General features: G+C 56.8%; 24 protein-coding genes. 16 read left to right on the forward strand and 8 right to left on the reverse strand.

Features of this window, described 5'->3' with window-relative positions; translation table 11 throughout:
• Window positions 1-4: 4 nt before the first annotated feature.
• Window positions 5-778 (reverse strand): enoyl-CoA hydratase-related protein, encoded by a 774-nt coding sequence (locus QQL54_RS03530; protein WP_284387620.1) that lies wholly within the window; start codon window positions 776-778, stop codon window positions 5-7.
• Window positions 775-2,205, reverse strand: coding sequence for an aldehyde dehydrogenase family protein (locus QQL54_RS03535; protein ID WP_284387622.1), 1,431 nt, complete (start codon window positions 2,203-2,205; stop codon window positions 775-777). The genes QQL54_RS03530 and QQL54_RS03535 overlap by 4 nt, the downstream gene beginning before the upstream one ends.
• A gap of 33 nt (window positions 2,206-2,238) precedes the next feature.
• Here QQL54_RS03535 and QQL54_RS03540 point away from each other — a divergent pair, with 33 nt between their 5' ends.
• Window positions 2,239-3,315 carry a nitrilase-related carbon-nitrogen hydrolase gene (locus tag QQL54_RS03540; RefSeq protein WP_284387624.1) on the forward strand — a complete coding sequence of 359 codons (1,077 nt, stop codon included), beginning with the start codon at window positions 2,239-2,241 and terminating at the stop codon, window positions 3,313-3,315.
• 74 nt (window positions 3,316-3,389) lie between these two features.
• Window positions 3,390-3,896, forward strand: coding sequence for a YybH family protein (locus QQL54_RS03545; RefSeq protein ID WP_284387626.1), 507 nt, complete (start codon window positions 3,390-3,392; stop codon window positions 3,894-3,896).
• Window positions 3,897-3,923: 27 nt separating this feature from the next.
• On the opposite strand, the gene QQL54_RS03550 is transcribed toward QQL54_RS03545, so the two are convergent.
• Window positions 3,924-4,301 (reverse strand): YciI family protein, encoded by a 378-nt coding sequence (locus QQL54_RS03550; protein WP_284387628.1) that lies wholly within the window; start codon window positions 4,299-4,301, stop codon window positions 3,924-3,926.
• 83 nt (window positions 4,302-4,384) lie between these two features.
• Here QQL54_RS03550 and QQL54_RS03555 point away from each other — a divergent pair, with 83 nt between their 5' ends.
• From QQL54_RS03555 to QQL54_RS03595, 9 genes are read left to right on the forward strand one after another with little or no spacing between them, the layout of a single operon-like run.
• Window positions 4,385-5,800 carry a sodium:solute symporter family transporter gene (locus QQL54_RS03555; protein ID WP_284387630.1) on the forward strand — a complete coding sequence of 472 codons (1,416 nt, stop codon included), beginning with the start codon at window positions 4,385-4,387 and terminating at the stop codon, window positions 5,798-5,800.
• The gene (locus QQL54_RS03560; RefSeq protein ID WP_284387632.1) at window positions 5,797-6,273 is read left to right on the forward strand and encodes a VOC family protein; all 477 of its coding nucleotides are present in this window, start codon (window positions 5,797-5,799) and stop codon (window positions 6,271-6,273) included. The genes QQL54_RS03555 and QQL54_RS03560 overlap by 4 nt, the downstream gene beginning before the upstream one ends.
• Window positions 6,257-7,333, forward strand: a complete 1,077-nt coding sequence (locus QQL54_RS03565; RefSeq protein WP_284387634.1) for an NADP-dependent oxidoreductase — start codon at window positions 6,257-6,259, stop codon at window positions 7,331-7,333. Before QQL54_RS03560 ends, QQL54_RS03565 begins: the two co-directional genes overlap by 17 nt.
• Entirely contained in the window at window positions 7,326-7,775 is a 450-nt protein-coding gene (locus QQL54_RS03570) for a VOC family protein (RefSeq protein WP_284387636.1), read from the forward strand. The genes QQL54_RS03565 and QQL54_RS03570 overlap by 8 nt, the downstream gene beginning before the upstream one ends.
• A complete protein-coding gene (locus QQL54_RS03575; RefSeq protein ID WP_284387638.1) occupies window positions 7,772-9,085 on the forward strand; it encodes an MFS transporter in 1,314 nt (437 codons plus the stop codon). The genes QQL54_RS03570 and QQL54_RS03575 overlap by 4 nt, the downstream gene beginning before the upstream one ends.
• Window positions 9,078-9,713 (forward strand): alpha/beta fold hydrolase, encoded by a 636-nt coding sequence (locus tag QQL54_RS03580; protein WP_284387640.1) that lies wholly within the window; start codon window positions 9,078-9,080, stop codon window positions 9,711-9,713. The genes QQL54_RS03575 and QQL54_RS03580 overlap by 8 nt, the downstream gene beginning before the upstream one ends.
• Entirely contained in the window at window positions 9,667-9,975 is a 309-nt protein-coding gene (locus QQL54_RS03585) for a DUF1330 domain-containing protein (protein WP_284387642.1), read from the forward strand. The genes QQL54_RS03580 and QQL54_RS03585 overlap by 47 nt, the downstream gene beginning before the upstream one ends.
• Entirely contained in the window at window positions 9,972-10,790 is an 819-nt protein-coding gene (locus QQL54_RS03590; RefSeq protein ID WP_284387644.1) for a hypothetical protein, read from the forward strand. Before QQL54_RS03585 ends, QQL54_RS03590 begins: the two co-directional genes overlap by 4 nt.
• A 1-nt stretch (window position 10,791) precedes the next feature.
• On the forward strand, window positions 10,792-11,709 hold the full coding sequence (locus QQL54_RS03595) for a DUF1838 family protein (RefSeq protein ID WP_284387647.1): 918 nt from the start codon (window positions 10,792-10,794) through the stop codon (window positions 11,707-11,709).
• Between the two features lie 100 nt (window positions 11,710-11,809).
• On the opposite strand, the gene nadC is transcribed toward QQL54_RS03595, so the two are convergent.
• Window positions 11,810-12,673, reverse strand: coding sequence for a carboxylating nicotinate-nucleotide diphosphorylase (nadC, locus tag QQL54_RS03600; RefSeq protein ID WP_284387650.1), 864 nt, complete (start codon window positions 12,671-12,673; stop codon window positions 11,810-11,812).
• Window positions 12,674-12,682: 9 nt separating this feature from the next.
• Window positions 12,683-13,174: a TetR/AcrR family transcriptional regulator gene (locus QQL54_RS03605; protein ID WP_284387652.1), complete on the reverse strand. Its 492-nt coding sequence runs from the start codon at window positions 13,172-13,174 to the stop codon at window positions 12,683-12,685.
• A 60-nt stretch (window positions 13,175-13,234) separates the two neighbouring features.
• Here QQL54_RS03605 and QQL54_RS03610 point away from each other — a divergent pair, with 60 nt between their 5' ends.
• Window positions 13,235-13,621, forward strand: a complete 387-nt coding sequence (locus QQL54_RS03610; RefSeq protein ID WP_284387654.1) for a hypothetical protein — start codon at window positions 13,235-13,237, stop codon at window positions 13,619-13,621.
• A 3-nt stretch (window positions 13,622-13,624) separates the two neighbouring features.
• Here QQL54_RS03610 and QQL54_RS03615 read toward each other — a convergent pair whose 3' ends face one another.
• Window positions 13,625-15,157 carry an L-aspartate oxidase gene (locus QQL54_RS03615; protein WP_284387656.1) on the reverse strand — a complete coding sequence of 511 codons (1,533 nt, stop codon included), beginning with the start codon at window positions 15,155-15,157 and terminating at the stop codon, window positions 13,625-13,627.
• A gap of 80 nt (window positions 15,158-15,237) precedes the next feature.
• Between QQL54_RS03615 and QQL54_RS03620 the strand changes: the two genes are divergently transcribed.
• From QQL54_RS03620 to QQL54_RS03630, 3 genes are read left to right on the forward strand one after another with little or no spacing between them, the layout of a single operon-like run.
• A complete protein-coding gene (locus QQL54_RS03620; RefSeq protein ID WP_284387658.1) occupies window positions 15,238-15,843 on the forward strand; it encodes a glutathione S-transferase family protein in 606 nt (201 codons plus the stop codon).
• Between the two features lie 23 nt (window positions 15,844-15,866).
• Window positions 15,867-16,718 (forward strand): alpha/beta hydrolase, encoded by an 852-nt coding sequence (locus tag QQL54_RS03625; protein WP_284387660.1) that lies wholly within the window; start codon window positions 15,867-15,869, stop codon window positions 16,716-16,718.
• A complete protein-coding gene (locus QQL54_RS03630; protein ID WP_284387661.1) occupies window positions 16,706-17,425 on the forward strand; it encodes a phosphodiester glycosidase family protein in 720 nt (239 codons plus the stop codon). The genes QQL54_RS03625 and QQL54_RS03630 overlap by 13 nt, the downstream gene beginning before the upstream one ends.
• On the opposite strand, the gene QQL54_RS03635 is transcribed toward QQL54_RS03630, so the two are convergent.
• Window positions 17,422-17,802: a BLUF domain-containing protein gene (locus QQL54_RS03635; protein WP_284387665.1), complete on the reverse strand. Its 381-nt coding sequence runs from the start codon at window positions 17,800-17,802 to the stop codon at window positions 17,422-17,424. The genes QQL54_RS03630 and QQL54_RS03635 overlap by 4 nt on opposite strands.
• A 181-nt stretch (window positions 17,803-17,983) precedes the next feature.
• On the opposite strand from QQL54_RS03635, the gene QQL54_RS03640 reads away from it, so the two are divergent.
• Window positions 17,984-19,117 (forward strand): acyltransferase family protein, encoded by a 1,134-nt coding sequence (locus QQL54_RS03640; RefSeq protein ID WP_284387667.1) that lies wholly within the window; start codon window positions 17,984-17,986, stop codon window positions 19,115-19,117.
• Here QQL54_RS03640 and QQL54_RS03645 read toward each other — a convergent pair.
• A complete protein-coding gene (locus tag QQL54_RS03645) occupies window positions 19,114-20,445 on the reverse strand; it encodes a hypothetical protein (RefSeq protein ID WP_284387671.1) in 1,332 nt (443 codons plus the stop codon). The genes QQL54_RS03640 and QQL54_RS03645 overlap by 4 nt on opposite strands.
• Window positions 20,446-20,490: the final 45 nt, after the last annotated feature.

Below are 20,490 nucleotides of genomic sequence, written 5' to 3' on the forward strand. Positions count from 1 at the left end.
CGTCTCAGTCGAAGTCTGGTCGCCGTTTCTCCATAAAGGCCGTGTAGCCTTCTTTGAAATCGTCGCTGGCGAAACCACCGAGGAAGAGGGCCTGCATATCCGCCGTCTCCTCGCGCTGTCCGGCGGCATAGGCGGCAAACATATGTTTCATTGTCCGCGCACTCTGGCTTGATTGCGCAGCGATAGTCTCCGCATAATCTAGGACGGCGCGCTCAATTTCGTCTGTTTTGACGACTTTATTGACTAAACCCATCTTCTCAGCGCGTTTTGCTTTGATGAGGCGGGCGGAGAAGAGGATGTCTTTGGCGTTCGGTGCGCCGACAGCTTCGATCAATCGAGCGACATCAGAGAACGGGTAAACGAGGCCAAGCTTGGCAGGCGTGATGGCGAACTTCGACGTGTTATCGGCAAAGCGGAGATCACAGGATAAGGCCAGTCCGAGACCGCCGCCAACGCAGGCGCCCCGGATCAATGCAATGGTTGGAACCGGGAAAGCGGCGAGGGCGTCCATCGCCGCCGATATGTCCGCGCTGATTTTGGCGCTGGATTCTGGCGTTTGGTAGAGTGTCCCGAACTCCGAAATATCGGCGCCGGAAGCGAAGTGCTCACCATCGCCTTGGACGATCAGAACCTTCGGATGGGTCGCTTCCAGTTCCGCCAGAATACGGGGTAGGGCAGCCCACATGTCGGCATTGATCGCGTTGCGGCGCGCCGGTTGCGACAGGGTCAGTCGGGCCATTCCGTCTTGCGGGAAATCCGTCTTTAGGTTGGGGGTCATCCTTCGGAAAAGTCCTTCATGGTCAGCGGGCAAGTCGTGTTGGCGATATACGCCTTCTGTCGGAAGAAGCGACGAAAACCCTCAATACCCATGCGCGACCCACCAAGGCCGGAGGCTTTGAAACTCTGTTTTGGAGCTTCGAAATACTGTCCTGTCAACGCTCCATCCATCAGGCTAATCGCGCCCGCATCGATTTGCTGCCCGATCGCTTTCGCCTCTTCTACCGACCCGGCAAAGACTGCGCCGGACAGGCCAAACACCGTATCATTAGCGAGCGCGATGGCCTCTTCAATCGTGTCATAAGCCATGACGGGAATGACTGGGCCGAACGTCTCTTCGCGCATGATGTCCATGTCGTGCGTGACGTCTCGGATCACTGTTGGGGCCATCCAATAGCCGCCGCCATGACGCTCAATTGTGCCGCCCGACAGCACGGTCGCGCCATGTGCTTTAGCGGCATCAATCTGGCCTGAAACGATGGCTGCCTGCTTATAAAAGATGAATGGACCAATATCACCCAAACTTATATCAGGGAAATTGAAACTTATATTCTTAGCCTTATCAGTAAGTTGAGAGATAAAGTTCTCGTAATAGTTTCGCGGCACATAGACGCGTTCGATACTTTGGCAAGCCTGCCCTGTCGCGAGCACGGAGGCCCGTAAAGCGAGGGTTGAGGCCGCATCCATATCCGCCGATGCGGTCACGATGAGCGGATCTTTGCCGCCCAATTCGAGGTTCGCCGGGATAAGATTTTCCGCTGCCGCGAGCGCCACTTTGCGTCCCGTTGCGACGCTGCCCGTGAAGCAAACGCAGTCGATATTTGGGATCAACGCCGCGCCCGTTAGCCCGTCGCCTTGGACGAAGCTGAGCCGGTCAGCCATGCCCGCTTCTGTAATCACGGGTGCGAGCGCGTCCGCGAAACGCGGCGTCACTTCGCTCGGTTTGATGAGCGCGCAAGCCCCCGCCATCATCGCCGGAATGGCGTCAATGAAAGACAGGGTAATCGGGAAATTCCACGGGCTGATGACGCCGACCAATTGGTAGGGCACCAGCTCTGTCTGATGTTTGAAGTTCGGCTTGGCGCGGCCCTGGACCCAGTCTGGCTCATCGATCAGCGTCGGGGCTAGAGCGGCCCAACCGCGCATCGATCCGATGACGCCGAGGACTTCAGAGCGTGCGAGCTTGCGTCGTCCCGTATCGATTTCAAGCGCCGCTGCGACGCTATCCGCGTGACGTTCTAACGCATCCGCTAAACCACGCATGGCATCGGCCCGACCCTCGATGCCAAGCGCGCGCCATTTGGTTTGCGCGTCGCGCAAGCGCCGGGCCTCGGCGGCGACTGCGTCAGCGTCCATCGCGACGATCTCATAGTCTGGCTCCCCTGTCCTCGGATTGACGACGGGGAGGGTCCGTGGATGCTTTGTCATGGCCAATTCCTATTGCGCTCTTGCGTCAGCTGTATGACCCAGCGCAAAAACCCGCAAACTCGCATCGATAGGTCACACCGCATGGAACTCTATAAAGCGCTTGCTCTGCAGACTGAATGTGCCGCCGTGAACCGGGCCACCGACCGCGCGGAGGCTCGCGGCATTATGCAATCCAGTCTGGGGCGCATCACGGGTCAGTTGATGAGCGCGCTCGCCTTTCACGGGCCGAGCCTGAAGCTCGTCTGTCTGCCCGAATATTTCCTGACCAGCTATCCGGCGGGCGAAAGCGCGGCGGAATGGCGCGAAAAGGCCTGTGTGGCGATGGACGGTGAGATTTACGACCGAATCGGTGCGTTGGCGCAGAAAACTGGGCTATATATCGGCGCGAACCTTTATGAGACGGATCCGCACTTCCCAGAACTCTATTTCCAAGCCAGCACCATCACAGCGCCGTCGGGCGAGCTGGTGCTGCGTTATCGCCGCCTGATCAGCATGTATGCGCCCAGCCCCTATGACGTCATGGACGCCTATCTGGAGCATTATAGCCTCGAGAGCCTGTTTCCGGTCGTCGATACGCCGCTGGGGCGTTTGGCTGCTGTGGCGAGTGAAGAAATCCGCTTTCCAGAGATTTCACGCATTCTGGCGGCCAGAGGCGCAGAAGTGATCCTGCATCCGACCTCAGAAGCCGCCTCGACCCAATGGACCTATAAGAACATCGCCAAGATCGCCCGCGCGCAGGAAAACCAGTGCTACGTCATCTCGGCAAACTCAGCAGAGATTACCGGGACGGCGCTAGCGGCCGCCAGCACGGATGCGCGCAGCCAGATTGTCGATGATCGGGGGCTGATTTTGGCCGAAACACCCGGCGGAGAGAGTATCACGGCCTGTGCTGACGTTGATATTCGCGCCCTGCGCGACCGACGTGCGCGCAACGGCATGGATAATATGCTCGCCCGCCAACCAGCGGAACTTTACGCTAAAATGTACGGAACGCTGGATATGCATCCAAGCGGATCGCTCGGCGATGGCAGCGCCGCACCGAAGAAAGACTTCTATAAGCGCAGACAGGATGAGGTGATTGCGCGGTTGAGCACGTTGGGCGTGATTTAACCGCGACCCTTGTCTTGAGCAGGGAATTACGAAAGACGGACTGATCCTAAATCCAATCAAAGTCGGTGCCTTCCATGAAATCGGTCATTTTCCCTTCGATAGTACTCATCGCCGCCTCGCTCGCTGGATGTCAGAACGATTCCTCCACCTTCACTTCAGCTGACCGAGCCAACATCGAAGCCGCGTCTAAAGTCTGGGTTGAGACTTATAATCGCAATGATTGGGAAGTGCTGTCGGAGCTTTTCACGACAGACGCGGTCATGATGCCGCCAAACGGACCGATCGTGACTGGCCGTGAGGCCATTGCGGCTTGGGAAGCAGACAATGAAACGGGTTTTCGAATCGGGTTTGAGATTGATGCCATCGAGGGCAGTGGGATCATGGCCTATGTCCGCGGGCGTTCCTGCGTATTCATACCTGATGGCGCAGGCGGATACGGGGTGGATGTGGGCAAGTTCTTGGAAGTCCGCAGGAGGCAATCCGACGGCACTTGGTTAATCGAAGCTGACAGCTTCAATTCCGACCTAGGTATTGGGTCCGCGCTATTGGATAGCTGTCCCCTGAATCTTTCTGACGAATAGCTAAGTCAGACAGTAGGTAGACCTCTACTAAGTATATTTTGGCATATTCGCGCGAATCTCATCTTGATCCCAGATCACGCCGCCCATCCATTCGCCGCAGGCCGGGGCGAAGTGGTAGGCGGTGATTGAGGCGTACATGTTCGAGCTGATATAAGGGTCGCCGTCCATTTTGGCGATCGCGGCTTCTTTGCTCTCCGCCGGGATCAGGAAGGTGCTGCCGATGATCGGGCCGTCCGCTGTGTCGCGGATCGGGCCGGCGACGCGGTAATCGCTATTATTCGCCTCGATATGATCGAGATGGCCGAACAGATGCTCGTTACGCAGCGGCGGCGTATCCGGCCCATCCATACAGATGACTAACCAGGTTGGCGTTTTAAGACGAGGGACGCGTTTTGCTTTTGACATGAGGCTCTGAATAATGGGCTTGGCGGTTTCCCGACTGACTTGCGTCAAATGACCGAGTAGCATCCTCCTTAGGAGGACAGAGTATGCAGGGGAATACCATCATTATTGCGACATTGGTCGCATACAAGCTGCTGTTGTTAGGCATCGGCCTATGGGCGAGCCGCCGCGTCGGCAGCGAGGGCGACTTCTTTCTGGCCGGGCCGGGCAAAGACGGCGGGGGGCTGGGCGCGTGGACGGCGGGGCTGTCCTATGCGGCCTCGACATCCTCGGCTTGGGTTCTGCTCGGTTTTACGGGCATGGTTTTTACGCAAGGGTTTGTCGCGCTTTGGCTCGTCCCGGGGATTTTCGGCGGTTATATGCTGACCTGGCTCGTCATGGGGCCGCGCCTGAATGCGGAGACACGTGAGCGCGGGCATATCACCGTGATCGATTTTCTGGTCGCCGATGCGGGGAAGTGGGCGCGGACCATCGGTTTGGTCGCCGCCGCGCTGATTCTGTTCTGCTTTGTCTTCTACATTGCCGCGCAATTCCAAGCAGCGGGTAACGCGTTAACCGAAGTGTTTGGGATGAGCGCGACGGAAGCGATCCTGCTCGGGGCGGCGGTGATCCTGATCTATTGTCTGCTCGGCGGGTTTCTCGCGGCATCGATCACGGACGCGTTGCAAGCCGGGGTCATGGTTATCGCGTGTATCATTGTCCCGATTGCCGCCGTGAATGCGGCGGGCGGTTTGGAAGCTGTTATGGAATCGCTCCGGTTTACGGCGCCTCAATCCTATTTCAGCGCGACGGGCGGGGCGTTTGGCATGGCCGGCATTGGCGCGGCGATGGGTCTTCTCGGGACGGGTCTGGGCGCACTGGGGCAGCCGCAATTGTTAAACCGGATTATGGCGGTTCGTAGTCAGTCTGAACGCCGACGCGGCGCGGCTATCACGGTTGGCTGGGGCATCCTTATCTATAGCGGCCTCGTTCTACTCGCGCTGAGCGGTCGAGCGATGGCATTGGACACTGGCGGCGAAAGCCTCTTCTTCGCCGCAGCGAGCGCCTATCTTCCCGCCGCCATCGCCGGGATTGTGATCGCGGCCGTCCTGTCCGCCGTAATGAGTACGGTCGATAGCCTGCTGCTCGCGGCGGCCTCTGCAGTCAGCCACGATAGCGGCTTGCGCTGGTCTAGCCCAAAACGAGGCTTGCTGATGGGTCGGCTCGCTATGATCGGCGTCGCCGTCGTCGCTGTTTTGGTGACACTCTATGCGCCGACGGACATTTTCTCACGCGTGCTATTCTCTTGGGTTGCACTGGGCGCAGCCTTCGGGCCGAGCATTTTGACCCGTTGCTTGGGCTGGAAGGTCAAGGGCGGGGCCGTGCTGATGGCCGTTCTAGCGGGCTTCATCATTGCCGTGGGCGCCTACAATATCGACGGATCGCTGGCTGACGTCATCGAGAAATGGGGCAGCTGGGCCGTCGGCCTTATCATTCTGACAGTTGGGAGAGATCGTTCATGAGCAGCTATGTCAAACGCACCACACTAATGGTGCGCGATATGGACCGCGCGCTGGAGTTTTACCGCGACGTCCTGAAAGCCGATATTTGGTTCGATACACCCTTCACCCTGTCGGGCGAAGGTCTGCCTATTGGCAAAAAAGGCGATGAGCTTCGGCTCTGCATCGTCAAATTCGCCCATGACGAGATTGGTATGATCGGCCTCATGGAATTTCAGGAGCCGCCTGTTGAGGTGCCGGAGGTGAGCTATGATCTGGGTTACGGAAAACCCGTCTTCGTCGTGGTGGCTGACGATGCGCAGGGCATTCATGACCGAGCGGTCAAACATGGCTTCAAACTACGCCACGCCCCACGCGAATGGTCCACAACCGGGGCCAAGGGTGAGACGAAACACTTCCTCTCGACCAACCTCTGGGACGCGGACGGTCATTTCTTTGAATGTAATCAGGTGACACGCATTGACCCGGCTCCCTGATATGCCGGACCGGAAAGAAGCCCGAAAGCAGGCCAGTAAACAGGCATGGGGCGTCGCGGCACGGCCCAATGGCCCGCCCAAACCGACGGATTTCGTCTTTAAGGACGAACCAATTGGCGATGTGGGTGAGGGCGAAGTTCTGCTCGAAACGCTCTATCTCGGCATCGCGCCCGTCATGCGAATGTATATGATGAACGGGCCGGAATGCCCGATGCCAATGGCTGGCGAACCCCCGCTGGCAATGGGGGATACCATCCACGGACGCGGCGTCGCGCGCGTGCTGGAGAGCCGACATCCAGACTATGCGGTCGGCGATGTGGTGCAAGGGCAACTTGGCTGGCAGACACATAAAATATCGAAGATGACGGCGCGAGAACGTTTTCTGCGCGTGACCGAGCATGACCTGTCTTACGCTCTGGCCGTGCGCATTCTCTCTATGACCGGATTGACCGCTTACTCGGCTTATAAATATCGCTGTGATCCCAAAGCGGGCGAGACTTTGGTTGTTTCGGGCGCGGCGGGCGGCGTCGGTCATTTGATCGTGCAACTGGCCAAGGCGGACGGTCTGCGTGTCGTGGGCATTGCCGGCGGACCCGACAAATGCGCCATCGTCAGCGACCTCGGGGCCGACGCGGTGATCGATTATAAAGCTGAGGATGTGGCCGCGCGGATCTCGGAAACCTGCCCTGACGGGATCGACATATATTTTGACAATGTCGGCGGTGAGATCTTGATGGCGTGTCTCGATAATCTAGCCATGAGCGGCCGCGTCCTGCTGTGCGGTTCGATCAGCGAATATGGCCGCGCGGAACCGTTTGGCCTGACCAATTATACGCGTCTGCGCCGGGCCGAAGCCGATATGCGCGGATATTTTGTCTATAACCATCTGCATAGATTCGATGAAACGGTCAGCGCGCTGGCTGGGATGATCCGGGCGGGCACGCTCAAACCTCTGGTCGATGAATTGGTTGGGTTCGACAAAATGCCAGAGGCGCTGATCGGCGTTTATGACGGCACGAATGTCGGTACGCGATGCGTGAAGGTGAAGCTTGATGACTAAACCGCAAATCCGCTTTCAACGCGCCAACTATCTGGTTGCCAATCTGGACCGCGCGCTGACCTTCTATCGCGATGTGCTTGGCTTTGATGTCGTCTTTATCAAGGATAGTGAGGCGGACAGCTATAGTTATGACGTCTTCGAAATCGAGCGGGGGTCAACCATGCGGTTCTGTGTCCTGCGCACTGAAGACCAGCCCAACGTTATGGCGCTGACAGAAGTCGCGGACTTACCGCCGACGGAAGCCACGCCGCGCCGGGCAGGGGTCGTCTTGGAAGCGGCGAATATCGATGACGCCGTCGCCGCATCGCGTGCGCTTGGTTTAACGATCTACCGCGAAGACCACCTCGTGACCAAAGATGGTCGTGAGGGGGTTGAATATGGCATTGTCGACTTCGACGGCAATCTCGTGGTGCTCTACCTCATTCGGAAGGACGCGCCGTGAGCGAACAGAACCCACAACAAACAAGTGACGGCTATCCAACTCCAAAATATGCGTGGACGCTGGTCGCATTTCTGACCTTGGCCTATATTTCTAGCTTCATTGATCGCTACATTCTCGGTCTGCTGATCGACCCGATCAAAGCTGACACAGGCGCGACGGATTTCCAGATGGGTCTTTTATCGTCAGCCTTTACTTGGGTCTATGCACTCGCCGCCTTGCCGCTGGGTTTCATGGTCGACCGACGGGCGCGCACCAAATTGGTCGCGATCGGGATTTTCCTCTGGTCTCTCGCAACAATCTGGACCGGCGTCGCCAAATCCTTCTTCCAGCTCTTTTTAGCGCGGATGAGTGTCGGGGTTGGTGAAGCCATTCTCAGCCCGGCGGCCTTCTCCATGATCGGCGACAGCTTCCCGAAAGAGAGACGCGGGCTGCCCATCGCAGTTTATTCGATGGCGTTGGTGATCGGCGCGGCCGTCGCGAACCTCCTGTCTGGAGGGATCCTAAAATGGGCTGCAACAATCGGCGAAGTCTCGCTGCCATTTGTCGGCCAAATCGCGACCTGGCAGTTCATTTTCATCGTTGTTGGCCTTCCGGGGTTCATTCTGGCAGCAGTCTTTCTGTTTCTGCGCGAACCGCCCCGGATTGAAAGTAGTCCGCGAGAAGGCGCCTCGCTGGGTGATGCTTTCGTCTGGATCGGGCACAACTGGGCGGCCTTCTTCACTTTCGTGCCGATTTTCATGTGTATGGTCGCGATTGCTTACGGGCAGTTTTTTAACGCCCCCATGTTCTCTCGGACTTGGGGGTGGGATCCTTCCAATTATGCGCTGATCAATGGGCTTTCGATCTTGGCGATCAGCCCTCTGACCTATATTTTCGCGGGACGGTATTCCGACCGGAGGGTCGCAGCCGGGGATGCAACCGCCCCGTTGAAACTCGCTATTCTGGGCCTCTTCATTATGATCCCAACAGCCGCGATTGCGCCCATGATGCCTGCTGGCTGGATGGCGTTTGCGGTGTTTTGCGTCACGACAGCCGGTATTGGGTTGGTCAGCGCAACGGGCGTGAATGCGCTGCTCGCCATTGTGCCCGGCGATGTGCGCGGTGTGGTGGTGGCGATCTATTATTTCTTCATCAGCTTTATCGGCGGTGCGCTCAGCCCGCCCTTCATAGGGTGGCTTAACGACGCATATTTTGCCGGAGAGGGCTTGCGCTACGCTATGGCGATTTATCCACTTGTCTTCGGCCTGCCCGTTATGCTGCTATCCTCTGTGACGCTGAAATACTATCGACAGGTTCTCACTCATGCCTAAAACACGACCGGCAATCGTTTTCTTGCCGCCTGCGCCGCATACAGGCGCATTCTTTGACACTATCCGTTCAACATTAGGCGAAGTCGGCACGCTGGCGCTGACCTATCCCGGTTATGGTGATCAAGCGCCAATCGCACAGTCGTCTATACGCGACTATGCGGAGGCGCTTGTTCAAGAGATTCCGAAGAGCGCTGTTCTAATTGGGTTTCACACAGGAAACCTCGTCGCAGCCGAGATTGCGAAACGTAAAACGATAGCAAAAATCGTTATGATCGACATTCCCTATTTCGACCAAGATACACGCGACGCATATGCAGCGAAACTGCCTGATGATCCCGAAAAGGACGCGTTTCGCGCTGCGTTTGCCTATGATCCTTTTACCGAGTTCTCGGATATCCCTTGCTCTGTCTCAGTCATCGCCACGCAATCTAATCTTCTGGACCCAACCCGAAACGCCGCCAAAGCTTTAGGCGTGTCTTTGACCGAGCGCATGGACGTGACCGCGCCAGTGTTCGAAGCTCATGCCAAAGAGATGGCGGCGGAAATCCTGTCAGCCATCAAATTGGGGGATGAGGGACCGGATGAGCGACACGCGCTGCTACATGCTGATTACGGCGAAAATCCATGATCGGGACGCCTTTATCGCAGGTTACGCCAAGGCGACGGCGCCGTTGGTTGAGCGTTTCGGTGGGCGCTATGTCTTGCGTGCGCCCGGCGCAGACCTAATCGAAGGCGACTTCGGCGACGGCGCCTCCATTGCGATCTCCGAGTGGCCGGATAAAGCGGCAGCTCTGCGATTCTGGAATTCACCGGAATATTCCAAAGCCAAGCCGCTCCGTGCTGGATTGGCGGATGTGCAGGTCTTGTTGGTGGAGGCCCCGAAGCTATGAAAATATTCCTTCTGACACTTGCGGCTCTGTCAGTCGCTTTTCCAGCTGTCGCGCAAGATAAGGATCCGGCGACTCGAATTGCGGAACGCGATCTACGCGAGTTCAAAAAATTAGTGCCTGGTATTTATACCAATGAAGAGCAGGTCTATTTTCAGGGCAATTTGGATATGCCCGAAGCGGACCGGGTTCCGCGCATCGAACTGGTTGTTGAACGAGTCGGTGACAGTTTTGAAACGACAACGAGCTGGTCTGATGGACGGGTTATCAAGGCCCGACATGATTACCGTGTCGAGGATGGAGCGATCCGTGCGAGTGTGATCCGTTTTGGTCGGGCTGACTGTGAGCGTACTTTCGTGCGTGAGTATGAAAGTTTCCGCGGTGAAGGCTGCGGCGGAACGGTCGTCTTGTCGCCAGAGGGGTTTCGTCTCTCTGCTGGGTCTGAGACCTTCAACATGCTTCGCGCCCGCCCGTTTAAATGCTGGGTCAGCCCGCGCAAAGAGGACGGTGAATACGCCTTTTACAATGACCTCCAACTGCATGATCAAGGCGGTCGGGTCTGGATCGATGCCACCGATGAGCATCCACGTGTCGGTCTGAAAATGCGCAATGTGCAATGGCCGACTGGCATCAATCGCGACTCGCTCGTGCTCTACACCTATCTCGGCGATGATGAAGATTACGCGCCCGGCTATACGTGGACCGATCCGAAAACGGAGCGTCTCGCCATCAATATGCGTTGGCTGCAGGCCTCCTGCACAGCGGGCGAAGTGACCTACACCCCCGGCATCAACCTCAAAACAGGAAGTGGAAACTAACATGAAAAAGCTATTGCTTGCAGCGGCGGCTGCATTGGCGCTGGGAGGCGTTGCCTCTGCTCAAACGATGACCATGCCTGATGGAGCCGTAAAGGATGGAGTGATCGATTTGACGACGCCTGAAGGCGTGATGATGGCGAACCGCAAAGTTCAATGCTCCACGATCGACGAAAAACCGATCACCTATTATTGGCATGGCCAAGCCTATTCTCGCCGTATGGGCGAGCGCGATAAAAAGCTGTTCGATGTCGAAGGCATGAACATTCGCCAGTGCGGAGCCGTCAATGATGCGGAACGCGGCATGGGCTATAAGCTCGTGAGCCGAGAAATCCTGCTCTACAAAGATTCTAAGACGGGTGAAGTTTTAAAAACGTGGGACAACCCTTGGACGGGTGAAACCCTAGAGGTGATGCACGTCGCCAATGATCCAGTGAATTTCACCAGCTATATGAATAATCGTGACGGTAGCCCGGGGGCGTTCCGCGGTGACATCATGGGCAATCATTTCCAGATGAACTCAACCTTCCCACTCTGGTACCCCAACCCGCTAGCATCCGACTATCAAGCCGAGATCGGCGGTACCTACCACGCAACGGAAATGTTCAATTTCCTAGGCCGCGTGGATGAGTTGACCGATCCTACGGTCGATACAGCCCCGATTGCAGTCGGTTGGGCCCGGATGAGCGATTGGCTCCCCTGGATGAAAATGAATGGTCGTGAAGGCATCATCTATATGCACACGGCGGGTCTGAAGCTGGACAGCTTTGATGATTTGTCCGACACGATGAAGGCGGAAATTGCGATGCATTATCCAAAATACACGGCCCCGCCGCCCGTGTCCGACCCTCGTAAAAACATGACCAGCTGGAAGTACTACAAGGCTGTCCGGGAGGGTGAAGAGATTCTGCCCGAACGATAGAAGTTCGAAGAATTTGGTCCCGGCATTTATTGCCGGGGCCTTTCACGATTCAGCACCGGGAAGAGGGCAGCAAAAACTCTGATCGTTTGCTTGCGCCCGATCAGGCCGCATCCATGCCAATATCGAAGTTCGGCGCACTATGCGTGAGGGCGCCGACGCTGATGACATCGACACCCGTTTCCGCAATGGCGCGAACCGTGTCGAGATTGACGCCGCCAGAAGCTTCGATAGTCACATCGTCTTTTTCAAAACCCCGAATAATCGCATGCGCCTCGCGCAGCGTGTCCAGATCCATATTATCGAGTAGAACGACGTCCGGCCGGTAAGGCAGAACGCGTTTGAGTTGGTCAATGGTGTCGACCTCGACGCTGACCATGCTCATATGGTCGCGCTGCGCCATCACTGTTGTGAGGGCGGCATCGACACCACCCGCGAGCGCAATGTGGTTGTCCTTGATCATGATCGCTGCGGCGAGACTTTCGCGGTGGGTGAAGCCGCCGCCAGCCAGCACGGCCCGCTTTTCCAACGCGCGGAGACCCGGTGTCGTCTTGCGGGTCGCGGCGATGCGGGCCTCTGTGCCGTCGATAGCCTTCACATAGTGCGATGTCAGCGTGGCAACGCCGCTCATCCGGCCAAGAAAGTTGAGCGCGACTCGTTCCGCTGAGAGCAGCGAGCGGCTGGGTCCAGCGGCACGCGCAATGATCGTCCCGGCTTTGACTGTGCCGCCGTCACCGATGTCGACCGTGAAGCTCACAGTTGGGTCGACGAGCGCATAGGTCAGCTCTGCTGCCTGCATGCCGGCTATTACTCCGTCTTCACGGGCTCGCATGACCAGAGACCCGGTCGCAGATTCGGGAACTAAGAGGTTAGCGGACAGATCGCCGGACACGCCGAAATCTTCTTCCAAGGCGCGGCGGACGACCGGTTCGATGACGATGCGGGGGAGTGGAGGCAGAATTGGCATGGGTGCGCTCTAGCCAGTCGGGAAGGGCACGTCGAGGCCGACGGCCGTTAGAACGCCCCAGCCTTCGATAGCTGAGAGTAATTCAAGCGCCCGGTCTGGCTCAGTCAGGCGCGCAGCCAGCCAGTCTCGAAAATGTTCTCCGATGGCTTGTCCGACAGCTTTTGCGGTCTCGTCACCGCGCAGAGACAATGAAGCCAATTCAAGGAACACGGCGATAGACTGGCTGAACATCCCACTTTGCATCGCCGCGCCGATCATGGGCATCAGCTGGTCCGCGGGCATGGGAATGGCCGGAAGCGTTGTTTCCAGTGTGACGGAATTTCGTTCGGCGATTTCTTTAAGCGCGGCTTCCATCACCCCGGCTTTGGAGCCGTAATGATAGACCAGCATCCGGTCAGATGTCCCTGCGGCCTTGGCCATCGGGCGCAGGCTGGCCCCGCTGATCCCGTGGATCAGGACATAGTCGGCCAGCGCGTCCGTATATTTCAGTTTTTCACTCACTTGACTCACTTTGTAGCGATCGCTACACACGTAGCAACTGCTACAATTGAGGGTGCCGATATGGACCGCAAATTCACTTTCATAATCTTTGGTATCATAGTCTGGTTAGGCGGCGTGGTCTTAATCCGTGTGCTGCATCCCTTTATGTATGGCGACGTTTTTCTACATTCGCTGCTTCTCTTTATTGGCTTCCTCACGGCCCCTCTGACACTCATCCCGGTTGCGAAACTGACTGGTCGAACCAAGCACGACATGTTGGTCCCAACCGCGATCATGGCGATGCCGTCCATGTTGATGGATGCTTTGGCGACGACATTCGATGCGGCAGGACTCAGCCATATTTATGCTAACACGGCGCAAGCCAGTGCTTACTCAGCTGGCGTGCTGTTGCTGGCGTTCTGGGGGTTCTTCTTCTTCGCGCTGCTATGGCACCGCGAGCCAGCCTAGGATTTACTCAAGGCGGTCATAGGTCAGGAAGCTGGACCGGGATGTGGGCGATTCTTCCGCGAAGTCTTCACGGTAATGACCGCCCCGGCTTTCTTCGCGGGCCAGCGCACCTGCAGCGATCATGTGACTGGCAATCAGGGGGTTGGCGCGTCCGACCCGGCCGATCAGACCGTCAATAATATCAAGCAGGCGGTTGAGCCCCGCCGCACTCCGCCGCACCCCACACAACTCAGTCATATTATTGCGGAGCGACTGACTCACATCTGTGCCCATCGACAACCACGGTTGCACGCGGACATTCTCCGCCCGGCGCTCTGGCAGGGTGCAGCTATTGATGTGTTCAGCGGCACGGCCCCCGAACACGACGGCTTCTAGCAAGCTGTTCGACGCGAGGCGGTTGGCTCCGTGCAGGCCCGTGGCCGCGCATTCCCCGATCGCATAGAGACCGGGCAGGGATGACTGGCCGAAACTATCCGTCGCGACCCCGCCCATATGATAATGCACGGCAGGCGCAACCGGGATCAGCTCGGTGCGCGGATCAATGCCCGCGCTCATGCAGCTTTCAAACACGGTTGGAAATTCTTCGGGGAAATGACTGCCGACGGTTGCCCGGCAATCAAGGAAAGGCGGTCGCCCAGCTTGGATTTCTGCAAAGATCGCGCGCGCCACATCATCGCGCGGGGCCAACTCACCTTGGGGCGAGTATTTCTGCATGAATCGCCGCCCATTGGCGTTGACGAGGGTTGCGCCTTCGCCGCGCAACGCTTCGGTCGCCAGCGGGGCCGGATCGCGACCAATATCGATGGCGGTGGGGTGAAACTGGACGAACTCCATGTCTCGCAACTCTGCGCCGACCACAGCGGCCATACCGAGTGCGTCGCCGCGCGCCGTGCGAGGGTTGGTGGTGACGGAGAATAATCCGCCCACGCCGCCTGTCGCTAACACAGTGACGTCTGCCTCGAGGGCGAGCAGCGCGCCGTCATCTTGGCGGGCGAGCGCCCCGGCAATGCCGCCGTGAGCATCAAGGAGCAGGCTTTCCGCGCGCCAACCGATCAAACCTTCGATGTGATCGGCTGCTTGCGCGTGTTTGACCATGACTGTGATGATTTCCCGTCCTGCCGTGTCGCCTTTGACCCGGGCGACGCGCGGCAGGGAATGGGCGGCCTCTAAGGAGAGATAAAGCTCGCCCTGTTCGTTGCGATCAAACGGAACCCCCATGGCGTCTAGATCGCGCACCCGGCTTGCGCCCTGTTCGGCAACGAGACGCGCGATAGCGGGATCGACAAGGCCGTCACCGGCCGCAATCGTATCGGATGCATGGCTTTCCGGGCTGTCTTCATTCGACAAGGCTGCGGCGATTCCGCCTTGTGCCCAGGCCGAGGCCGCCCCTTTAGATGACCGCCGCGATGTCAGCACATAGACGGGTCGCGGCGCGAGCTTGAGCGCGAGATATAGACCGGCCAATCCCGCCCCGACAACGAGGACGGACCCCGCCGGAAGGCGTTTACGGTCGAGTGTGCCAATGGCTGTCGTCAAGCTGTGCCTCGCAGGAACGTGATCGTTGCGCCTAGACGAAGGCGGCTTGCGAGGGAAGGGCGATGCGTTAGAGAGCCGCTATGCAACTTTATGATTATCTACCCTCCGGCAATAGCTACAAAGTGCGTTGGGTCGCCGCACGTCTGGGCCTGAAATATGACCATATCGACGTCGATATCCATGCCGGCGACACGCATACAGAAGCGTTCTTGGCGCTCAATCCGGCCGGGCAAATCCCGCTACTGGTTCTGGACGATGGCCGGACCTTGGCCGAGAGTAATGCGATCATTCGGTTCTTGGCCGATGGCAGCGATCTCGTCCCCGCCGACCCCTATGCCCACGCAAAAATGCTGCAATGGCAGTTTTGGGAGCAGTATCGACATGAGCCTGCCATCGCTGTGGCGCGCTTTATTTGTAACTATGATCGCGAAATGCGGTCTGACGAACTCGCCGCTCTGATGCCGAAGGGTGAGGCGGCTTTGGCGACTATGGACGCGCATCTGGCGGATCGGGACTGGTTTGTCGGCCAACAGTGCAGCCTCGCCGATGTGTCGCTTTATGCTTACACCCATGTGGCCGAAGAAGGCGGTTTCGATCTGTCGCAATATTCGGCGGTTCAGGCGTGGCTCACACGCTTCGCATCACAGCCCAATCACTTAAAGATCACCGATCATCCGAACGATTAGGACGCTTCGCGCGTAGTCTTTCCATGAAATCTTTCAAACTCTCCGCTCTTCCCGCTTTGGCTATGCTGCTTGTGGGCTGTTCTGCTGCCGGTGTGCTCAATGGAATCACGCCGTCCGGTAGTTTCGATCGTGACAAGAATATCGCTTATGGTGACAGCGACCGTCAGACGATGGATGTCTACCGTGCGTCCGAGCCGAAGGCTGGTTCGCCCCTCATTGTCTTCGTGCATGGCGGCGGTTGGACGCGCGGCAATAAGGGCATGTACAAATTTGTCGCTGAGGGTTTCACCAAGGATGGTTTTGACGTCGTGGTCCCCAATTATCGAATCTATCCGAGTTCAATTTATCCAGAGATGATCGTGGACACAGGGGCTGCGGTAAATGCCGCCGCTGATATGTTTCCCGACCGATCCATCGTACTGATCGGTCACTCTGCCGGAGCCTATAATGTGTTGATGGCGGCAATGGCGCCAGAGATTTCCAAGGTAAGCGTTTGCCCACAGATAGCCGGGATCGTCAGCCTAGCTGCTCCGACGGGGGCTTATCCCATGACGGATGCGCCCTACACGACCATCTTTCCTGGCCGCTTCAAAGGCGATGACGCGCCAATGGGTCGGACCGCTGATCGATTGCCACCTGTCTGGCTCATCAATGGCGGTGAAGACACAACGGTGGGTCCGGCGAATGCAACACTATTGGCAGAGCGTCTGGAGGAAGGCGGTTTGCGTGCCTCCTCAACGATCTATGAGGACATGAACCATATCGATCCTGTGCGCGTTCTCTCCCGCCATTTCGACGGTAAGAGCCCGCTCAAGTCTGACATAGTGCGGTTCATCGACGGACTTCCGACTGGGACGGATCATTGCGCGCTCTGATTGGCCTTTTGTTAGTTCTCGCGGCCTGCCGTGCCGATGCGGCTGTGCCTGTTTGCAAATCCACAACCTTTGAGACCGTTGCGCATATTGTTTGCTCTGTCCCGCGCGATGCGTTGATAGAGCTGCATCTCAGGGCTTCTGATGGGACACCATTAGGACAGTTTGATGTGCTTGAGAAAAGTATCGGTCAGCCTCTTATCATGGCCATGAATGCGGGCATGTATCATGAAGATCGTTCACCCGTCGGTCTCTATGTCCAAAACGGTGAGGCCGTGAGCCCGCTTGTGACGCGACCCGGCCCTGGTAATTTCGGTCTGGTGCCCAACGGTGTCTTCTGGAGCGATGGCAAGCAGGTGCATGTGACTGAGACGCTGCGGTTCGAAGAGATGGATGTTACACCTGAATTCGCCACACAGTCGGGGCCAATGCTGGTCATCGAAGGCGCGCTTCATCCGCGCTTCAGGTCGGACAGCAATAGCCGAAAAAGACGGAATGGCGTGGGGATCGTTGATGATAAGGTCGTCTTTGCTATCAGCGACGCACCTGTAACATTTCACCATTTCGGGCGTCTGTTTCGGGATGAATTGGGCGCTGATAATGCGCTGTTTCTGGATGGCTCAATCAGTCGGATTTATGCACCAGAACTCGACCGTTCAGAGCGGGGGTCGGATCTTGGCCCGATGGTCGTGATTGTTGATGCACCCTAACTGGCGAGTTTGTCGATTCTTTGGCGTTCTGTGCGACGTGCCTTCAAGGCCATGATCGCCATTTTGACTTCATATCCGTCATCATCACTGGCTTTGCAGAAGCCCATAGCCATTTGCCGGAATTCTCGGGCCTTGCATTGTCGCGCTAGCAATATTTCGCAGCCCATGTGACGCGGGTCTTTTTTGATCCGATTGTAAACGGCTCGAACTGTCTCCTCATCGCCTTCCAAGATCTGCAAAATGCCCCGGTCCGACACCAGAAGTGCGCCCGTTAAATTGGCTGCTTCGTTCGAAGCGCGAGACTCTAACGCGATTTGGCGCATTTGGTCCTGTGTCACATCGACGGTGATGACTGAGCTATAGATGAGTTGAAACATACTGACCAATCTCCCACATTCCCGCGCGGTCAAATGCGGATGGCAGCCCCTTAGGGGGGTGGCTTAACAGTAAGGTTGCAAAACGAGGTTAGGGTCACGTTAATTCATTCATCCCCCTTATTTTTGAGCGGGAACAGACTTCCGCCTTTTCATCGCGCGATAGGACCGCTAGCGGCGTTTCGTGACAATCGAACCGATACCTCAGCCGGCGCGACTATATTCGCTACAAGCGCTCCGCGGCGTAGCGGCCTTGCTGGTCGTGATTTTTCATGCCGCTGCAATCTGGCGGGAGATTTCAGGCACGACCGGGTTTCCAGGTTTCTGGGATCGGGGTTGGGTCGGGGTCGACCTGTTTTTCGTGATCAGTGGTTTTGTGATGGTCTGGGTGGCGGGCGACCGCACACCGGGTCTTCGCTCGGCAGGGCGGTTCCTCTTTGACCGGGCGACGCGTATCTATCCGCTTTGGTGGATATTTTGCAGCTTGATGGCGCTTTATTTTCTCATCAGCTATGGTCAACCGGCTGCGCCAGATCGCGAAAGCGCAGACGGAGCATGGAGCGTCTTTGTCGCGTCTATGGCCCTGTGGCCGCAAGGCGAAATGCCCCTTCTTCCCGTGGGTTGGACGCTAACGTTTGAATTAGCCTTTTACGCCCTGTTCGCTGTCTTACTGCTCATCCCCCCTTATTTTCGCGGCTGGGTGATTGGGGCGTGGGGCGTGTTTCTAATCCTTATCGGACTGAACCAACCGTTTCAGGATTTCTCTCCGAATAGTTGGATCGGAATTTTGGTGCATCCGCTCTGCCTCGAATTCGTCTTTGGCGCGCTGATCGCCTATTTGGTTAAGTCCGTCTCGATTTCAGATGTGTTGGGTCGCTGGTTCGTGGCGGCGGGCCTCGTCCTGTCTGCAGGATTGCTTGTGTCAGGCTTTGGCTATGGCGGTGAAGGGTTGGTGAAAATGCGCGTGCCCGTTGCCGGAACGATCGCCGCCGTCATGCTGCTCGGTCTGGTCATATGGGAACGTTCCGGCGGATTATCGGTGCCCCGCTTTCTGCAAGTGCTTGGCGACGCTTCCTATACGCTCTACCTGTCGCACTTCCTCGTCTTGTTGACCCTGAAGCGACTTCTAGTTCCGACGGGTTTGTTTAACGACGCCAGTCTTTCATCACTGTACGGCTTCATGGCGCTTAGCACGTTGGCTAGTATCGTCGCGGCTTTACTGCTCTACAGGATGGTCGAAAAACCGCTCCTGACCCTCAGCCGTGCGCCTCTTGCCAAGTGGCGCCGCAATGAGAGTCTTACTAAGAGCCGACTCTAGCGTTCGTCAGGTGTCAAATCCATCAGGTCGGCTGAGAAGACGAAAGATGTGAAACCTGGAAAATCTCGACCATCATCATAAAGGTCAGGGAATAGACCTTGTTCCATAAGTTTCCGGTTGGTCATGCCGAAGAGATAATGCCAGATTTGCGTATATAGATGCTCATAGGGCGTACCGTATTCCATCATCGTTAGGCCAGAGAGATCATCCTTGAGGTTGTCGTATTCATTGGCGAGATGGTCGATAATGATATTGTTGCTAAGTGTTCTTGCCGCTTGCACCATTTCGCGATCTTCTGCCGCGAAAACAGGAACCCGAAGCTGATACGTGTTCCCATCCCAAGCGAGGTAGTTCAGCGAAACGAGATAATCTAATATGGAAGCAAGCTGGCCTGAGGGCAGGCCTGTTGTCGCCGAGATATCGCGGGCAAGGCGGTCACCTCGTCTTATCGCAATCAGGACTTGCCCGGCATCTTTCAGAAATGGATCCTGATAGTAAGGAGATAGAGCGCGCTGCGTTTTTCTGGCTAAGCCATTTTTCCAGCCCTCGGTTGTCCGAATGCGTCTGTTGATCTGCCATAGATGGTCCGGCAATCCGGTTCTTGGCAATGCAGCGTGATCTCCAAATGTCGTGAATCGTATCCCGTTCACGGTGCGATTATGAGATCCCCAATATAAGCCCTTAAGGCTATCCTCGTGGACTGTTTCCTTAGCCCAAGGAATGAATTCGAACGTCTGAGGCATGTTGTCCGCAGTTGTTCTATAATTTCCGTTTGCCGTGATATCCAACCCATCCCAGTCTAATGAGAATGCGCCGAGTAGCGCGTAAGCTAGCTGCGCATCGGTCACGCCTTCGACATCATAGGCTTCGAATAAGCTTTGGAATTCGGCCCATCGCTCTACGTAAATTTGGGTCAGAGCAGACGCGTAGGGGCTGGTTTTCTCGATCAACAGGTCATGATCTTCTATAGTGAAATAGGGGAAGTTCAGAACATAGGTTTTGCCCGCGTCTTTCCGTATGAGACCTAGCGATAATAGGCGGTCAAGATCGACGTCAGATTGATTGAGCTTGTCTTGAATGAAGTCGGAGTCTCGGGGCGCGTCCGCTAAATCCTGTAGCAGGTGTGACACTGGTTCTTTACGAATGACCGTGATCGGATCGTCTAGACCTGTCAGCTTGTTTTGACCCGTTATGCCGACAGAAAGTCGAGTGTAGCCGCTGCTCTCGACAGGAATAGTCTCACTAGTCTCAGGCGCTTCGACCGAACAGGCGGCAGATGTCAGTCCGAAGGCAAGGGCTATGAAAAGTATCCGGGTGATATGAAACACCTACGATAGTTGTCGTAATAGCCTTTCTAATCATAAAATCCTGTC

It is taken from the genome of Algimonas ampicilliniresistens (genome assembly GCF_030159955.1).
Taxonomy (GTDB): Bacteria; Pseudomonadota; Alphaproteobacteria; order Caulobacterales; family Maricaulaceae; genus Litorimonas; species Litorimonas ampicilliniresistens.

Excerpts from the sequence above, each read along its gene's own strand:
- QQL54_RS03550 (WP_284387628.1), bottom strand. The coding sequence starts at position 4,301 with ATGTCAAAAGCAAAACGCGTCCCTCGTCTTAAAACGCCAACCTGGTTA.
- QQL54_RS03590 (WP_284387644.1), top strand. The coding sequence starts at position 9,972 with ATGAAAATATTCCTTCTGACACTTGCGGCTCTGTCAGTCGCTTTTCCA.
- QQL54_RS03635 (WP_284387665.1), bottom strand. The coding sequence starts at position 17,802 with ATGTTTCAACTCATCTATAGCTCAGTCATCACCGTCGATGTGACACAG.
- QQL54_RS03625 (WP_284387660.1), top strand. The coding sequence starts at position 15,867 with ATGAAATCTTTCAAACTCTCCGCTCTTCCCGCTTTGGCTATGCTGCTT.
- QQL54_RS03570 (WP_284387636.1), top strand. The coding sequence starts at position 7,326 with ATGACTAAACCGCAAATCCGCTTTCAACGCGCCAACTATCTGGTTGCC.
- QQL54_RS03535 (WP_284387622.1), bottom strand. The coding sequence starts at position 2,205 with ATGACAAAGCATCCACGGACCCTCCCCGTCGTCAATCCGAGGACAGGG.
- QQL54_RS03580 (WP_284387640.1), top strand. The coding sequence starts at position 9,078 with ATGCCTAAAACACGACCGGCAATCGTTTTCTTGCCGCCTGCGCCGCAT.
- QQL54_RS03555 (WP_284387630.1), top strand. The coding sequence starts at position 4,385 with ATGCAGGGGAATACCATCATTATTGCGACATTGGTCGCATACAAGCTG.
- QQL54_RS03560 (WP_284387632.1), top strand. The coding sequence starts at position 5,797 with ATGAGCAGCTATGTCAAACGCACCACACTAATGGTGCGCGATATGGAC.
- QQL54_RS03540 (WP_284387624.1), top strand. The coding sequence starts at position 2,239 with ATGACCCAGCGCAAAAACCCGCAAACTCGCATCGATAGGTCACACCGC.
- QQL54_RS03585 (WP_284387642.1), top strand. The coding sequence starts at position 9,667 with ATGAGCGACACGCGCTGCTACATGCTGATTACGGCGAAAATCCATGAT.
- QQL54_RS03530 (WP_284387620.1), bottom strand. The coding sequence starts at position 778 with ATGACCCCCAACCTAAAGACGGATTTCCCGCAAGACGGAATGGCCCGA.
- QQL54_RS03620 (WP_284387658.1), top strand. The coding sequence starts at position 15,238 with ATGCAACTTTATGATTATCTACCCTCCGGCAATAGCTACAAAGTGCGT.
- nadC (WP_284387650.1), bottom strand. The coding sequence starts at position 12,673 with ATGCCAATTCTGCCTCCACTCCCCCGCATCGTCATCGAACCGGTCGTC.
- QQL54_RS03545 (WP_284387626.1), top strand. The coding sequence starts at position 3,390 with ATGAAATCGGTCATTTTCCCTTCGATAGTACTCATCGCCGCCTCGCTC.
- QQL54_RS03610 (WP_284387654.1), top strand. The coding sequence starts at position 13,235 with ATGGACCGCAAATTCACTTTCATAATCTTTGGTATCATAGTCTGGTTA.
- QQL54_RS03595 (WP_284387647.1), top strand. The coding sequence starts at position 10,792 with ATGAAAAAGCTATTGCTTGCAGCGGCGGCTGCATTGGCGCTGGGAGGC.